Origin of the sequence: Haloferax sp. ATCC BAA-644, assembly GCF_000336975.1 — an archaeon.
Classification (GTDB): Archaea; Halobacteriota; Halobacteria; order Halobacteriales; family Haloferacaceae; genus Haloferax; species Haloferax volcanii.
The window spans coordinates 108,616-124,222 of the sequence record NZ_AOLF01000014.1 but is presented as its reverse complement, the minus strand read 5'-3'; the positions used below and the strand labels follow the sequence as shown (position 1 = coordinate 124,222).

14 protein-coding genes and 1 tRNA gene are annotated in these 15,607 nt (G+C 66.7%); 11 read left to right on the top strand and 4 right to left on the bottom strand.

The features are described from left to right. Window positions 1-61: 61 nt before the first annotated feature. From C458_RS07595 to C458_RS07585, 3 genes are all read left to right on the top strand, one after another. Complete coding sequence (locus C458_RS07595) at window positions 62-565, top strand: LUD domain-containing protein (protein WP_008574544.1); 504 nt, start codon at window positions 62-64, stop codon at window positions 563-565. Next, on the top strand, window positions 558-2,759 hold the full coding sequence (locus C458_RS07590; protein ID WP_008574542.1) for an LUD domain-containing protein: 2,202 nt from the start codon (window positions 558-560) through the stop codon (window positions 2,757-2,759). The genes C458_RS07595 and C458_RS07590 overlap by 8 nt, the downstream gene beginning before the upstream one ends. Window positions 2,760-2,943: 184 nt before the next feature. Continuing rightward, complete coding sequence (locus tag C458_RS07585; RefSeq protein WP_004041580.1) at window positions 2,944-3,237, top strand: PRC-barrel domain-containing protein; 294 nt, start codon at window positions 2,944-2,946, stop codon at window positions 3,235-3,237. A 4-nt stretch (window positions 3,238-3,241) separates the two neighbouring features. On the opposite strand, the gene C458_RS07580 is transcribed toward C458_RS07585, so the two are convergent. After that, a complete protein-coding gene (locus tag C458_RS07580) occupies window positions 3,242-4,699 on the bottom strand; it encodes a DHH family phosphoesterase (RefSeq protein ID WP_004041579.1) in 1,458 nt (485 codons plus the stop codon). Between the two features lie 132 nt (window positions 4,700-4,831). Here C458_RS07580 and C458_RS07575 point away from each other — a divergent pair. Next, a tRNA-Lys gene (locus tag C458_RS07575) sits at window positions 4,832-4,905 on the top strand. Window positions 4,906-5,500: 595 nt separating this feature from the next. Beyond that, on the top strand, window positions 5,501-5,731 hold the full coding sequence (locus C458_RS07570) for a hypothetical protein (protein WP_008574541.1): 231 nt from the start codon (window positions 5,501-5,503) through the stop codon (window positions 5,729-5,731). On the opposite strand, the gene C458_RS07565 is transcribed toward C458_RS07570, so the two are convergent. After that, window positions 5,732-5,983, bottom strand: a complete 252-nt coding sequence (locus C458_RS07565) for a hypothetical protein (protein ID WP_008574540.1) — start codon at window positions 5,981-5,983, stop codon at window positions 5,732-5,734. A gap of 120 nt (window positions 5,984-6,103) precedes the next feature. On the opposite strand from C458_RS07565, the gene C458_RS07560 reads away from it, so the two are divergent. Beyond that, window positions 6,104-7,411: an MFS transporter gene (locus C458_RS07560; RefSeq protein ID WP_008574539.1), complete on the top strand. Its 1,308-nt coding sequence runs from the start codon at window positions 6,104-6,106 to the stop codon at window positions 7,409-7,411. Window positions 7,412-7,534: 123 nt separating this feature from the next. Next, the gene (locus C458_RS07555) at window positions 7,535-8,980 is read left to right on the top strand and encodes an alpha/beta hydrolase family protein (protein WP_008574536.1); all 1,446 of its coding nucleotides are present in this window, start codon (window positions 7,535-7,537) and stop codon (window positions 8,978-8,980) included. 15 nt (window positions 8,981-8,995) lie between these two features. Here C458_RS07555 and thrS read toward each other — a convergent pair whose 3' ends face one another. Then, the gene (thrS, locus tag C458_RS07550) at window positions 8,996-10,927 is read right to left on the bottom strand and encodes a threonine--tRNA ligase (RefSeq protein ID WP_008574535.1); all 1,932 of its coding nucleotides are present in this window, start codon (window positions 10,925-10,927) and stop codon (window positions 8,996-8,998) included. Between the two features lie 204 nt (window positions 10,928-11,131). On the opposite strand from thrS, the gene malQ reads away from it, so the two are divergent. From malQ to C458_RS07530, 4 genes are all read left to right on the top strand, one after another. Next, window positions 11,132-12,622 (top strand): 4-alpha-glucanotransferase, encoded by a 1,491-nt coding sequence (gene malQ, locus C458_RS07545; RefSeq protein ID WP_049896927.1) that lies wholly within the window; start codon window positions 11,132-11,134, stop codon window positions 12,620-12,622. A gap of 66 nt (window positions 12,623-12,688) precedes the next feature. Next, on the top strand, window positions 12,689-13,633 hold the full coding sequence (locus C458_RS07540) for a mechanosensitive ion channel family protein (protein WP_008574533.1): 945 nt from the start codon (window positions 12,689-12,691) through the stop codon (window positions 13,631-13,633). A 101-nt stretch (window positions 13,634-13,734) separates the two neighbouring features. Continuing rightward, complete coding sequence (locus C458_RS07535; protein WP_008574532.1) at window positions 13,735-14,649, top strand: DNA-3-methyladenine glycosylase; 915 nt, start codon at window positions 13,735-13,737, stop codon at window positions 14,647-14,649. A gap of 61 nt (window positions 14,650-14,710) precedes the next feature. Then, on the top strand, window positions 14,711-15,151 hold the full coding sequence (locus C458_RS07530; protein ID WP_004063153.1) for a DUF555 domain-containing protein: 441 nt from the start codon (window positions 14,711-14,713) through the stop codon (window positions 15,149-15,151). A 181-nt stretch (window positions 15,152-15,332) separates the two neighbouring features. Here C458_RS07530 and C458_RS07525 read toward each other — a convergent pair whose 3' ends face one another. After that, window positions 15,333-15,569 (bottom strand): UPF0058 family protein, encoded by a 237-nt coding sequence (locus tag C458_RS07525; protein WP_004041569.1) that lies wholly within the window; start codon window positions 15,567-15,569, stop codon window positions 15,333-15,335. Window positions 15,570-15,607 lie beyond the last annotated feature (38 nt).

The window sequence follows — 15,607 nt, the reverse complement described above, 5'->3', positions numbered from 1 at the left end:
TAACCGACAGCGTGGTGCTCGAACCCGAAGAACGATTATGTAGAACGCGCTAGCTCAACGTATGTCAACCGGCACGGTTGCGACGTTCGAGGACTCGCTCGAACGACTCGAAGTAGGCTGGACACACGCGTCGCCCGACGGGCTGGCGGACGTACTCGAAGAACGCTGTCCGGAGCCGGCCGTCGGCGTGGAACTCCCGTACGACGGCGTCGACCTCCCCGACTGGGTGAACACGGACCCGACCCCCGCGGACCTCCGCGAGGCGAACGCCGGCGTCACGGCCGCGGGACTGGGCATCGCTGACTACGGGAGTGTCGTCGTGCAAGGCACGCCCGACGGTATCGAACCGGTGAGTCTGTTCGGCGACCTCCACGTCGCCGTCCTCCGGCGGTCGGACATCGTCCCCGGCATGCCCGAGGCGTTCGACTGGCTGGGCGAGGAGTTCCGCACGGGACACTCCTCGGCCATCATCGCCACCGGTCCCAGCGCCACCGCCGACATGGGCGCGCTGGTGAAAGGAGCACACGGTCCGAAGGAAGTCCACGTGGTGATTCTCGATGAGTAAGGCGCGCGAGGCCAAGGCGGCGAAGATTCGACAGCTGATGGAGACCGAGGGCGACGCAGTCGGCACGAGCACCCGCGGGTTCAACGAGGGTCGCTACGAGTCGGTCCAGACGCTCGACGACTACGAGGGGCTGAAGTCGGAGGCGCGAGCCATCAAGGAAGACGCCATCGAGCGCCTCCCCGAACTCATCGACCAACTGCGCGAGACGGTCGAATCCAACGGCGGCACGCTCTACATCGCCGACGACGCGGCCGACGCGAACCGGTACGTCCGCGAGGTCTGCGAGGACAAGGAGGCCGAGCGCGTCGTCAAGTCGAAGTCGATGACATCCGAGGAAATCGAGGTCAACGAGGACCTCGAAGCCGCCGACATCGACGTGGTCGAGACCGACCTCGGCGAGTGGGTCTTGCAGGTCGCAGACGAGTCGCCGTCGCACATCGTCGCGCCCGCCATCCACAAGTCGCGGGACGCTATCGCCGACCTGTTCAACGAGACGTTCGAGCCCGACGAACCCCTCGAAACCGCGGAGGAACTCACCATGTTCGCCCGCGAACAGCTCGGCGACCTCATCGAGGGCGCGGACGTGGGGATGACCGGCGCGAACTTCATCACCGCCGACACCGGCACGATGGCGCTTGTCACCTCCGAGGGCAACGCCCGGAAGACGGCCGTCGTCCCCGACACGCACGTCGCGGTCGCCGGCGTCGAGAAGGTCATCCCGACCGTCGAGGACCTCCGGCCCTTCGTCGAACTCATCGGCAAGTCGGGGACGGGACAGGACATCACCTCCTACATCTCGCTTCTGACGCCGCCGGTCGAGTCGCCGCCCGTCGATTTCGACGCCCCCGACACGCCGCTTTCGGAGACCGAGACGGACCGCGACTTCCACCTCGTCCTCATCGACAACGGGCGGTTCGACATGCGCGAGGACGACCAACTCCGCGAGACGCTCTACTGCATCCGGTGTTCGGCGTGTTCCAACGTCTGCGCCAACTTCCAGCACGTCGGCGGCCACGCCTTCGGCGGCGAGACCTACTCCGGCGGCATCGGCACCGGCTGGGAGGCCGGCGTCGAGGGCCTCGACAGCGCCGCCGAGTTCAACGACCTCTGTACCGGTTGTAGCCGGTGTACCACCGCCTGTCCGGTCGAAATCGATATCCCGTGGATTAACACGGTCGTCCGCGACCGGGTCAACCGCGGTGAGGTGTCCGAACTCGACTGGCTCGTCGAGGGGCTCACCCCCGACGAGGAGCCCGGCGGCGTCAGCCTCCAGAAGCGCTTCTTCGGTAACTTCGAGACGGCCGCGAAGGTCGGGAGCTTCTTCGCTCCGGTCTCCAACTGGGCCGCCGGCCTCGGCGTCTCTCGGGACCTCATGGAGCGGTTCCTCGGCATCGACGCCCGCCGAGATCTCCCCGAATTCCAGCGCGAGACGCTGAAAGACTGGTTCGAGAGCCGCACCTCGCGGGTCGACGACCCGGTCCGCACCGCCGTGCTCTACCCCGACGTGTACACGAATCACGTGCAGGTCGAACGCGGAAAGGCCGCCGTCCGCGCCCTCGAAGCGCTCGGCGTCGACGTCGTCGTCCCCGACGTTCGCTCCTCGGGTCGCGCGCCGCTCTCGCAGGGCATGATTGCGACCGCGGAGGACCACGCACACGACGTGTACGCCGGCCTCGCCGAGCACATCGACGACGGCCGCGACATCGTCGTCATCGAGCCCTCTGACCTGGCGATGTTCCGAACCGAGTACGAGAAGTTCCTCCCCGAGAAGTCCTTCGAGCGCATCTCCGAGGCCAGCTACGAGGTCATGGAGTACGTCTTCGGCCTGCTGGACAACGGCGCTGACGCCGACGCGCTGTCGGCGGGCGCGGGCGAGGAAATCGCCTACCACAGCCACTGCCAGCAGCGCACCCTCGGCCTCGAAGGCCACACCGAGGCCGTCCTCTCGGACCTCGGCTACGATGTCGCCACCTCCGACGTGGAGTGCTGCGGCATGGCCGGCTCGTTCGGCTACAAATCCGAGTACTACGAACTCAGCGTCGATGTCGGCTCCGAGCTACGGGGACAGTTCCAGACCGACGAGAACAGAGACCGCACCGTGGTCGCCAGCGGCACCTCCTGTCTCGAACAGCTCGATTCGCTCCTCAGCCGGCCGACGCAACACCCGATTCAACTGGTCGCGCCGCGGCGGTAACGCGCCCCGTCTCGACCCCGGTCTCGGCCGTCGCCCGCGACGCCCTTGACCTCCGTCTTCTCAACCGACCAACACGTCTTCGTCCGGTGATTTCTCGCCGGCGTCGGACGCCCGTCTGCCGCGCGTCTGCGCCCCGACTCGCGGGCTACGAACAATTAAGACCCGGCATCCCATGTTGGCGGATATGGACGGGACGCCCGAAGAGATTACGACGCTCGTAGGCCGAGAGGTCTACTCGAACAACGGTGTGTTCGTCGGCGAGGTCGAAGACGTCCGCCTCGACTTGGACCACGAGACGGTCACCGGCCTCGCGCTGACGGCGCTGAACGACGAACTGTTCCGTAACCAGATCGAACCCGGGAAGGGCGTTCTCATCCCGTATCGGTGGGTCCGCGCCGTCGGCGACGTCATCCTCATCAACGACGTCATCGAACGCCTGAAGAACCCAGAAGAAGACGAAGAGTCGCTGGTCGCCTGACGTTCTAACTCCCGTTTCCGCTCTCGCTGCCCTCGACGCCCATCGCACGGAAGAGCTTGCGCTTTACCGCCTCTTCGGTGAGCTGCAAGAGCGTGTCGCGGTTGTCGTCGTTGGACTCGATGCCCGTGAAGATGCCGAGCGGAATCTCGACCGACCCCTGCGTGGAGTGGCCGCCGGCCTCACCGATGCCGGTGAAAGCGTCGCTCAGAATCTTCCCGATGTTCATGCGGATGTCCTTCGACCGCGCCGCGAGGTAGATGGTGTCGTCGGCGATGCCGAACACCGCCGTCGTGGTGATGCCTTCCAGATTGAGGAGGTGCTGGGCCGCCTGCGTCAGCGCGTCGCGGTCGCGGATGAACCCCGCGTTCGAGACGAGATGCGAGCCCTGTACGTCGCGGTTCTGGATGGCCTCGGCGAGCACGTCGAGCGTCTCCGGCGACATCGACGGCGACTCCACTTTCTCCAGGGTATCGTGGTCAGCGAAGGGGTAGAGATACGCCGCCGCGGTCAGGTCGGCGGGCGTCGTGTCGCGCTTGAAGTCGAGCGTCTCGGCGCGAATCCCGTAGAGGAGCGCCGTGGCGACCGCCTGCGACGGGCTGAGGTCGAACTCCTGGATGTACTTCGTGAGAATCGTCGAGGTCGACGAGACGTTCGGTCGCACGTCGGTAAAGCGGGCGTCGATGCCGTCGTCGGGTTCGAAGTGGTCGATAAACACCGTGATGTCGGCGTCGCCGAGGTCGGGCATTCCCGACTTCATGTGGTCGACGAGCGCCACCGCGCCGTACTCTTGGAGCGGTTTCGAGTCACTCCGCGGGGTGAGTTCGATGCCGAGGATGTTCACGAACGCCCGGTTCTCCTGGTGGCCCATGTCGCCCGAGTAGAGGATGTCGGCCTCGACGTCGTACTCGCGGGCGATGGCCTGTAAGGCGACCGCCGAGGCGAGCGAGTCGGGGTCGGGGTTGTCGTGGGTGAGAATTGCCATCCCGTGGTCGGTGTCGCGCAGAATATCGGCCAACTGTCGGGCCTTGTATTCGAGTTCGCCCGACTCGACGCTTCGGAGCGCGGAGTCCGCGATGACCTCGGAGGGGTTGATGACCACGTCGGCCCCGAGCTTCGTCAGTTCGTCCTCGGAGACGGGGTCCGAAGCGCGGACGACGATGAACTGGTCTTCGTCGCGGTCGCGGATGGTCGAGACGGCGGCCTTGTTGGCCTCGACGTCCGACGAGAGGATGAGAATCACGTCGCGTCCGACGACGGCGTCGGCGAGCTCCGGGTCGGCGATGTCCGTGGTCTGCGCGTTCAAATCCTGGTCGCGCAGGGCTTCGACGCGGCTTTCGTCCTTGTCGAGGATGAGGACGTCTTTTCCCTCGTCTGTCAGTTCCTCGGCGACCGCGTGCCCGACGCTCCCGCAGCCGAGTATCGCGTACGTAGACATCGAGGAAATGCTGACCCCTGCACTCATCGTTGCCCGCTACTCCGGTCGGCCGCCACTTAACACCCACCGTTTGTTCGTTGTTTCTTGCGTGTGCGTCCCTGCCGTCGTCGTGCAGAAAGGAAAGTCATTTTACCTACCGGCAGTTACGAGAGATTGCAAGGGCCGGTAGCTCAGTTAGGCAGAGCGTCTGACTCTTAATCAGACGGTCGCGTGTTCAAATCGCGTCCGGCCCACTACCTTTCCGATGAAACCACAGCCTCCAGAGAGCGGCTGATGCGCCCAAATATACGCAGTATATGCCATTAGAACCTTCTGGAACTCCCGAAATTCCGGTGTTAGTTCAATACGAGACTAACGCAACTCAACGCAATCTTGCGATTAGTCGATAGTCGAAGTGGTTCGACGGTATCAGCACATAGACTCGCGCACACATGGGATGTGGCTGTCTGGGAATGTAGCTACGTTTTATATTAATTTCAGTCCCCGCGAAACCATTATTATTCTCAGCCATCATGTGTTTATCAAATGAAATTTATTCACATCGCTGTTGCTGGTGTCGTTCTTTCGTTCATATCACTCCCACTCGGCCTGATGCTCATCCTCATTGGCGTGTCATTGCATTTCTTTCAGAAGTACCACACTCGTCGTCTTGATGAGGCGGGTGAACGTTAGGAGAGAAGAGTTGTTGTTCAAATCGCGTCCGGTTCACGACCTTCCTTCCGGACCGACTCCGACGGCCGAGGCGCTCCGTCTACCACTCGGGCCGCTGACAGGCACGTCGCTTCCCACCCTCGGGTGTTTTATGCCCCGCTCCGAACGCTACCGACTATGAACCAGAGCGACAGGACCGAACTGGTCCTCGTCTTCATCACGCTTCTCGTCGCCATCGTCTTCGGCCTGGCCATGGGCATCGGGGACCGCTTCGACGCCGACCGGTTCGTCGCCGCGCTCACCCCGGACTTCGGGGTGCTGTTCGGGGCCGATGTCGTCGCGGGCGCGGTGCTCGTGGCGCTCTTCGGCGGTCTCGCGGTCGGTGCGAAACTGCTGTTCGACTCCTGACTACCGCTCGAGCGCGACCCACGAGTTCCCGCGGCCCGGCGACGGCGCGAGTCGAAGCGGGAACTCCGACTCGGTCGTCACCGAGGCGAGTCGCTCCCGCAGGCCCGAACTCGCACACCCCACCACGGTGCGCAGTTCTCCGGTCTCGACCACGCGGACGGTCATCGCCCCGTGGTCGTTCATCTCCCGCTCGACGCGGACGAGGCGCGTCTCCGCACCTCTCGCCGCCGCTTCTCCACCCACCAGTTCCATGCTAGCATATCTCTCTTCGCGGCTGATAAAACTCACCGCCGTTATTTCGCGGGGCTTTAGATTACCCTCGGCAACGGTCGGTTCCGGAACTTCTTTTCGCCGGTTGGCCGCACACAGCCCATGGACCGCACCCGTCTCAGATTCTGGACGTTGTATCTCACTCGGTTCGCCGGGGGGTTCGGCTTCATCACGCTCGTCACCCTCCTCCCGAAGTACATCAACGAACTTGACCCGGGCGCGGTCGCCGTCCCCGAACTCGCGCTCGGCGGGCTCGCGCTCGGCGGATTCTCCCTCTCTCGTGGCTTCGTCATCGGGATGTTCACCACCGGCTTCACGCTCGCCCAGACCGTCGCCGTCGTGCCCTTGTCGTGGGCCGGCGACCGCTACGACAAACGCCTCGTGCTCGCGGGGACGGTCGGCCTCGGCGCGGTCGTCTACGCCGCGTTCCCGCTCGTCAACTCCAGTCTCTCGTTTATCCTCGCGCGGGCCGCACAGGGCGTCGCCGTCACCGGCGCGGGGCTGATGTCGCTCGCGCTCGTCGGCGAACTCGCCCGCGAGGGAACGCGCGCGAACCACATCGGGAAGGCGAACGCCGCCCGCTTTGCGGCCTCCATCCTCGGCAGCGTCAGCGCCGGTATCCTCTACGACCTGTTCGGCTTCACGCCCATCTTCATCGTCATCACGATTCTCCTGACCATCGCCGTCGTCGCCATCTGGGTGTTTCTCCCGCCGGACGAGACCCGCATCCGCGGCTTTCCGTTCACGGACCTCGCGCTCAACGAGCGCATCCTGACGATGGCGACGTTCCGCGTCCAGTACGCCGTCGCCGTCACCCTCGTTCGGACGTGGGTCCCCATCTACGCCGGCGTGTCGGCGGCCTCTGGTGGTCTCGCATACGGCGGCATCGCCGTCGCCGCTACCGTCGTCGCCGAGAAGTTCACCAACATGCTCTGTCAGCCCCACACCGGCCGCATCTCCGACGGCTACGGCCGGGCGCGGTTCGTCTTCGTCGGCGGCGGCCTCTACGGCCTCATCGCGCTCGCCGTCCCCTTCTCGCCCATGGTCGGTGAGGCGCTCGCGCTCCCCGCGGTCTTCCCCGTCCTCGGTCCACTTTCGCCCGCCTTCCTCCCGCTCGTCGGCCTCGCGGGTCTGCTCGGCGTCGCCGACAGCCTCCGCGAACCGGCCAGCATGGCCCTGTTCGCCGACGAGGGCTCCGGCGGCGCGGGCGTCGCCAGTAGCTTCGGCATCCGCGAACTCCTCTGGCGGCCCGGCAGCGTCGTCGCGCCCCTCCTCGGCGGCTACCTCATGGCCGAAGTCGGCATGGAGTGGGTGTTCTTCGTCGGCGGCGCGTCGGCCATCACCGGCGTCCTCGCCTTCCTCGCGGCGCTGACGTGGTCCCACGGGACCGACGCGCTCACGGCGTGGTAGGACTTCGCGCGTTTTGTATCGTGGTCTCTGATTTATTCTGCCCCGGCCGGACTTCTCCCCGCCCGTTCCCACTCCCCGACACGCGGGCCTAGGGTCATTATCGTGTCACTCGTATCACACGGTATGGACCACCTCGAAACCCCGGCGGTACACCGGTTGCTCACCTCCCCCGCCGGCCGACTGCTGACCTCGCGCCCGTTTGAGGCGTTCAAGCCCCGTTCGCTCCCCCGCGAGTTCGGCGTCGTCCGCGCCCGCGCCGCGGCCGACGTGGCGCTCTCCGAGGGGCCGGAAGCGTACCTCCGCGAGGCCGGCGCGCCGCCCGCGCCGCACCTCCACGACCGAATCGAACGCGCCCTCGCGCGGTACGCCCGCCTCCGCGGCGCGTACGACGAGACGATGGAGCGCTGGGACAGCGTCTTCTGGGGTGACGCCGAGTCGACGCCCGACGAGCGCGTCGCCGTCGAGCGCGAGCGCCGCGAAGTCTCTGAGCGGCGGGCCAAACCGACCGACATCTTCGGCTTTCTCCCGAAGGAACACCTCGTACCGCCGGTGAAGTTCGAGATTCCCTCGCCCGAGGACGCGCGGACCCGCTGGCACCACGAACTCGCCGAACCCGAGCGACTCTACGGCTTCGTCGAGTCCAGCGCGGCCGAGGAGTTCCCTCGCGTCGAGCGCTCTGCGACCGTCCGCGGGCCGGGAACCGTCGAGTACCTGCTTCGCTTCCGGTCGCCCTCGCCGCACCTCAGCGACCGGGCGACCGCGCGGGTGTACGAACCCGCTCACGCCGACGGCGACGTCGACCTGCCGACGCTCGTCTTCCACTCCGGCTGGGGGATGTTCGACGACCAACTCACCTACTGGCCCGAAGAGGAGTCTGTCGCCCGCGCGCTCGCCCCCGAGGGCTACCGGGTCATCCTCCCCGACGCGCCGTGGCACGGCCGCCGCGAGCTACTCGGTCGATACAGCGGCGAGCCCTACATCGCCCGCGCGCCGGTCGGCCTGTTCACGCTCTACTCGGCGGCCGCGCTGGAGACCGCCGTCCTCATCGACTGGGCGCGGACCGAGGGCGCGCCGGCTGTCGGCGTCGGCGGCGTCAGCCTCGGCGGGACCGTCGCGCTCCACGTCGGCGGCCGGTGCGGCGACTGGCCCGAGTCGATGCGCCCCGACCTGCTGTTCCCCGTGGGAATGCCCGGCGCAATCGACCAGACGCTCCTCGCGGGCGGCCTCACGAAACTGCTCGACATCGACGACGCGCTCGACGCGGCCGGCTGGACCGGCGCGGCGCTCCACGAGTTCGCGCCGCTGTTGAATCCACCCAAAACGCCGTGTCTCGCGCCCGAACGCGTCTTCTCGTTCGTCGGCAGCCGCGACGAGATGGCTCCCGCCTCGACGGCCCGCGCGCTCCTCGACGAGTGGGGCGTCCCGCGGCCGAACCGCCGCGAGTGGGACTGCGGACATTTCGGCGTGCTCGCGACCCTCAGCAGGGACGAATCGTTCCGAACGACGGTCCGGCGGGAGTTGGACGCGGCGGCGCGGGACCGCCGGAAGGAAGAATCAGTTACCGCCTGAGCCGACTGCCGGACCTCACTCCTCGTCGGCGAGGAAGTCGGGCTCGGGTCGCTTTTCGTCGTACTCGCTCCGGAGGTGGTCGCGGAACGCCTCGACGCTCACGTCCTTGGCCTCGCGTTCCTTGCGGTCGCGGACGGAGATGGTTCCGTCTTCTTCCTCGTCGCCGCCGACGATGACCATGTACGGGACGCGGTCGGTCTGAGCCTCGCGAATCTTCCGGCCGAGCGTCCACGAGCGGTCCTCGATATCGACGCGGAAGTCGTTGAGTTCGTACTGGAGCTTCTTCGCGTACCCAATCTGGTCGTCCGAGATGGGCAGGATGCGGACCTGCTCGGGCGCGAGCCAGAACGGGAACTTGCCGTTGAAGTGCTCGATGAGGACCATGAAGAAGCGCTCGTAACTGCCGTAGAGCGCGCGGTGAATCATCACCGGCTGGTGGTCCTCGTTGTCCTCGCCCGTGTAGGTGAGGTCGAAGCGGTCGGGCATGTTGAAGTCGAGTTGGACCGTCGGGCCGTCCCACTTGCGACCGAGGGCGTCCTTGAACGCGAAGTCGATTTTCGGCCCGTAGAACGCGCCGTCGCCGGCCTCGATGCCGTAGTCGATGCCGCTGTCGTCGAGCACGGCGCGGAGCTGCGTCTCCGCCTGTTCCCAGATTTCGTCGCTGCCGACGGATTTGTCGGGGCGCGTCGCGAGCGCGACTTCGGCGTCCAGTCCGAACGTGTCGAACACCGTCAGGATGTTGTCGATGATGAGGTTGATTTCGTCCTCAATCTGGTCGGGGCGGACGAACAGGTGGCCGTCGTCGATGGTAAAGGACCAGACCCGCGAGAGGCCCGACAGCTCGCCGCGCTGTTCCTTCCGGTAGACCTTCCCGTCCTCGAAGTAGCGCACCGGCAGGTCGCGGTACGACCACGACTGCTGGTCGAAGATGGTCGCGTGGCCGGGGCAGTTCATCGGCTTCAGGCCGTACTCCTCGTCGTTCACGTCGAGGAGGAACATATCGTCGACGTAGTTCTCGTAGTGGCCCGACTTCTTCCACAGCTCCGTCCGGAACAGGTGGGGCGTCTCGACGGGGTCGTAGCCCGCGTCGAGGTTGAGCTGTTTCGCGTAGTCCGCGAGCTCGTCGAGGATGCGCTTACCGTTCGGCTGGTACAGCGGCAGGCCCGGCCCCGTCGTCTCGTCGATGGCGAACAGGTTCAGCTCCTGGCCGAGCTTCCGGTGGTCGCGCTCCTTGGCCTCCTCGCGCATGTCGAGGAACTCTTCGAGGTCGGACTCGGACTCGAACGCCGTGCCGTACACCCGCGTCAGCGTGTCGTTGTCCTCGTCGCCGCGCCAGTAGGCCGCGGAGATGTTGAGGAGCTTGACCGCGCCGATTTCGCCCGTCGATTCGACGTGCGGGCCCTTACAGAGGTCCTCGAACTCGCCCTGCTGGTAGAACGAGAGCTCGTCGTCGCCGGCGGCCTCCTCTTCGAGGATGTCGCGCTTGTAGGGGTTGTCGGCGTACTTTTCGAGGGCCTCCTCGCGGTCGACGAGGGCGCGCTCGATGTCGAGGTCCTCCTCGATGATGTCGCGCATCTCGTCTTCGATGGCTTCGAGGTCCTCCTGTTCGAGGTCGACGCTCGTCACGTCGTAGTAGAAGCCGTCGTCCGTCCACGGGCCGATGGTCAGCTTGGCCTCGGGGTGGAGCCGCTGGAGGGCCTGCGCGAAGACGTGGGCCGCCGAGTGGCGGAGCACGTCCAGATACTCGTCGGACTGGTCGGTGACGATGACGAGGTCCGCGCCGTCGTGGAGCGGCGTCTCCTTGTCCACGAGTTCGCCATCGACGACGCCGGCGACGGTGTCCTTGCCGAGGCCGGGGCCGATTGCGAACGCGGCGTCTCGCACCGTCGCACCCTCCTCGACGGAGAGTTCCGTTCCGTCGGGGAGGATGACAGCGATTTCACTCATACGCGCACGGAACGGACGGGGGAGAATAAGTGTTGTTGAGACGAGCGCGAGCGACGCCCGCTCGCGGCCGATTTCGTGCGGTTTGCTAGCACAACTGTGGCGGCGTCGGCGGCCCGACGCGGTCCCCCCCGCGCTCGCGCCCTCGGCGGCGGCTCGCCGTTTCGACCCAAAGTACCAATTGGGTCGCCCGCGGACCCTGTGGGTATGCGACTTTCTCGACAGAGCGGGGTGTTCATGCACGTCACCTCGGTCCCGGGACCCCACGGCATCGGCGACCTCGGCGACGGCGCGCGCGCCTTCGTGGACTTCCTCGCCGACGCCGAACAGTCGATGTGGCAGTTCTGCCCCCTCGGGCCGACCGAGCCGGCGATGGCGAACTCGCCGTACCAATCGACCTCCTCGTTCGCCGGCAATCCGCTTCTCATCGACCTCACCGACCTCGTAGCCCGCGGGTGGCTCACCGACGCCGACCTCGAACCCGTCCCCGACTTCGACCCCCACGCGGTCGACTACGAGCGCGTCGGCGAGTACAAGCGCTCGCGGCTCCGCGCCGCCTTCGACCGCTTCGAAGCCGAGGCCGCCGAGGACGACCGCGCCGCCTTCGACGCCTTCCGCGAGCGCGAGGCTGACTGGCTCGACGACTACGCGCTGTTCGCCGCCCTGAAAGACGAGTTCCGGCGGGCGTGGATAGACTGGCCGACCGAGTTGAAGACCCGCGACCCCGACGCGCTCGCCGACGCCCGCGCCGAGTACGCCGACGAGATTCGCTACCGCGAGTTCGTCCAGTTCTGCTTCGACGACCAGTGGCGCGCCCTCGCCGACTACGCCGACGAGAAGGGCGTCACCCTCGTCGGCGACCTCCCCATCTACGTCGCGCTCGACAGCGCCGACGTGTGGGCCGCCCCCGAGGCGTTCGACCTCACCGAGTCGAACGAACCCGCCGTCGTCGCCGGCGTCCCGCCGAACCCGGACGACGCCGGCCAGCGCTGGGGGAACCCGCTGTACGACTGGGAGACGCTCCGCGAGGACGACTACGGCTGGTGGCTCGACCGCCTCCGCCGGCTGTTCGACCTCGTGGACGTGACCCGCATCGACCACTTCAAAGGCTTCGACGAGTTCTGGGCCATCGACGCCGACTCCGACGACCCCGGCGACGGCGAGTGGCGCGACGCGCCCGGTCACGACTTCTTCGAGACGGTCGAGCGCGAACTGGGCGACCTCCCCTTCATCGTCGAGGACCTCGGCTTCCTCGACGCCTCGCTCGTCGACCTCCGCGACCGGTTCGCCTTCCCCGGCATGCGCGTCCCGCAGTACGCCGACTGGTGCCGCGAGGGCGATATGTACCAGCCGATGCACTACCCGGAGAGCTCCGTCGCCTACACCTCGACCCACGACACCGACACGTTCGTCGGCTACTACCGCGACCTCGACGACCGCACCCGCGACTGCCTCCACTACAACATCGGCGCGGACGGCTCGGAGATTCACTGGTCCATCATCGACGCCGTCTGGAACTCCGCGTCCGTCCTCGCGTTCACAACCACGCAGGACCTCCTCGGCCTCGGCTCCGACGCCCGGTTCAACACCCCCGGCACGCGGACCGGTAACTGGGAGTGGCGCGTCACCCGCGAAGGCCTCGACGACGGCGTCGCTGACCGCCTCGCGAGCCTCACGGACCTCCACATCCGCAACTGAAGCGGCCGACGCCTCTCGCCTCGGTTCGACTGCACCTTTTTCAATCGCCCACCCGACGGCAACGGTATGTCTCGCCGTCTCGGTCTCGGCGCGTTCGCCGCCGGGCTTCTCGCCGCGGTCCTCTCGGCGCTCGTCCGCGCGACGACCCCGCTTTCGGAGTTCGCCGTCCCCAACGCCGACCTGTTTCTCTCGACCGGGCTGTCGGCCGCCGCGGTCGCGCTCGTCGCCTACGGCGTCTACCGCTTTCTCACCGCGTTCCTCGTCGCGCGCATCGCGGACCGCCGCCGCGCCCACGACGTGCGGAACGTCCTCCGACTCGGGGTCGGCGGCGTCGCCCTCGTCGGCGTCCTCGGGGCGTTCACGGACCAGTGGCTCGGCGTGTTGGTCTCCTTCGGCGTCATCGGCTTCGCCGTCACCTTCGCGCTCCAACAGCCGATTCTCTCTTTTATCGGCTGGTTTTACATCCTCGTGAGCCGCCCTTACGCGGTCGGTGACCGCGTCAACATCGGCTCGGTCTCCGGCGACGTGGCCGAAATCGACTTCCTCGTCACGACGCTCTGGGAGACCGGCGGCCCCCTCGCGTCGAACCAGCCGACCGGCCGGACCGTCACCGTCCCGAACTCGCTGGTCCTCTCCTCCGAGGTCGTCAACTACGGCGCACTGTTCGACCGCGTCTGGACCGAGATACCCGTGCAGGTGTCCTACGAGACGGACCTCCCGTTCGTCCGCCGACTCCTCTTGGACGTGGCCGACGAGGAACTCGGCGACGACATGGACGCCGCGATGGAACGCTACCGAGACCGACTCCGCGAGTCGCCGCTGGACCTCGACGTGGCCGGCGGCCCGACCGTCAACGTCGCACAGGAGGAGTCGTGGGTCGTCTTCCGACTCCGCGTGCTCGTTCCGCCGACCCGCGCCCAGCGCGTCAAAAACCGGCTGTACGAGCGCATCCTCGACCGACTGGGCGACCACCCGGACCGCGTCAGCTTCCCGGTGAGCCGCAACCGCTGAGCGCGCGACCCGTTTCGCCACCTCGCGTTCCCGCTGTCTCACCCGTCGCCTCGCCCGCCGGCATCGAAACCCGCAAATCCCCCGCGCCCAACGTCGAAGCGATGGAGACGGGTGTCATCGACCTCGGGAGCCTCGACGGAGCGTTCGACCTCCAATCGACGCTGGAAAGCGGCCAGTCGTACCTCTGGGACCGCCCCGACGGCCGGATGTACGAGCGCGACGCGGCCCACGGCGGCGACGCGTGGTACCAGACGGTCGTTCCGCCGCTCGACGGCATCGCCGACGAGTCTGCCGTCGTCAGGGTCCGTCAGACCGACGGCGCGCTGGAGTGGGAGTCGAACCTCGACGCCGCCCCGCTTTTGACCCACCTGCTCCGCCTCGACGACGACCTCGACGCCATCGTCTCGGAGATGCCCGACGAACCGCTGGTTCGGCGGGCCTACGAGGCGTACCCGGGGATGCGACTCGTCCGCGACCCGCCGTTCGGCTGTCTCGTCTCGTTTATCTGCTCGGCGCAGATGCGCGTCTCCCGCATCTTCGGGATGCAGTCGCGGCTCAGAGAGACCTACGGCGAGCGCGTCGAGTTCGACGGCGAGACGTACTTCGCGTACCCGACGCCCGAGCGACTGGCCGAAGCCACCGAAGACGAACTCCGCGACCTCAGCCTCGGCTACCGCGCGCCCTACGTCCGGCGGACGGCCGAGATGGTCGCCACGGGCGAGGCGACGCCCGCCGAGGCCCGCGGCCGCGACTACGAGGACGCCCGCGAGTTCCTGACGACGTTCGTCGGCGTCGGTGACAAGGTCGCGGACTGCGTCCTGTTGTTCTCGCTCGACTACCTCGAAGCCGTCCCGCTCGACACGTGGATTCGCTCGGCCATCGAGGAGCACTACCCCGACTGCGACCGGGGGAACTACGCCGACACCTCGCGGGCCATCCGCGAGCGCCTCGGCGGTCGCTACGCCGGCTACACCCAGACGTACGTGTTTCACTACCTTCGCTCAGGCGGGGAGTGAGCGCCGCGAGACGGGGTGGCAAGAAGGTTGATAGCCTTCGGCACACAACCTCCTCGTACCCATGGACTGCAGAGTCGTCGTCGAGGCCGCGGTCCCGGTGTACGACGTGGAGACCGTCGACGAGGCGATTCGTATCGCCATCTCGAAGACCGGGGAGATGCTCAACCCCGACCTGAAGTACGTCGAGATTAGCATGGGCGCGCGCACCTCGCCCGGCGGCGAGGAGCTTCCCCCCGCGTTTATCGCCGCGGACGAGGCGCTCGTCGCCCTCGAACTGGAGATGACCGTCTTCAACGTCGAACAGGAGGAACACGCCTCGCGCATCGCGCGCAAGGAAATCGGCCAACGCCTCGAAGACATCCCGCTGAAAGTGCTGTCCGTCGACCGCGTCGACGACGAGTCGGTCGAGACCGATGGCGAGGGCGACACCCGAACCGAAACCGGCGCGTCTGACCCCGACGAAACGCTCGTCGACTTCGACGACCTCGTCGACGGCCGCTGAGGCGTCGGTTCTACCGCCGTCGCTGCGGCGACGCCTCAGTCCCGTTCACAGTTTCTGCTCGCGTGCGGAACTCACTCACACTCGGCACGGCAGTCGCTCGGGAGCGTCGTCGCGCGGGAGAGCACGGCGCGGTCGCTCTCGGGTGTAGGGTCGTAGAGGAGAACGCGTTTCTTTTCTCGGTTCAGTCGGCTTGCGGTGCGAGCGGCTCTGGTTCGGCCTCGCGCATCGCTCCGGTGATTCCTTTCGCCAGTTTAAACACGGCTGCTTTGTGGTCCGTCTTGGACTTGTGGATGGATGTCGGTCGTACGCCGAGTTCGTTGTACTCGACGAGACTGATTTCCTCGTCCTCCCAGGCCTCAATCTGGGTGTGGACTTCTGCGAGCAGACCGTGCAGGTGGATGAGTTCCTGCTTCTTCATGAGCAACCACGGCTTGAGACCGGAGGGATATAGTATTA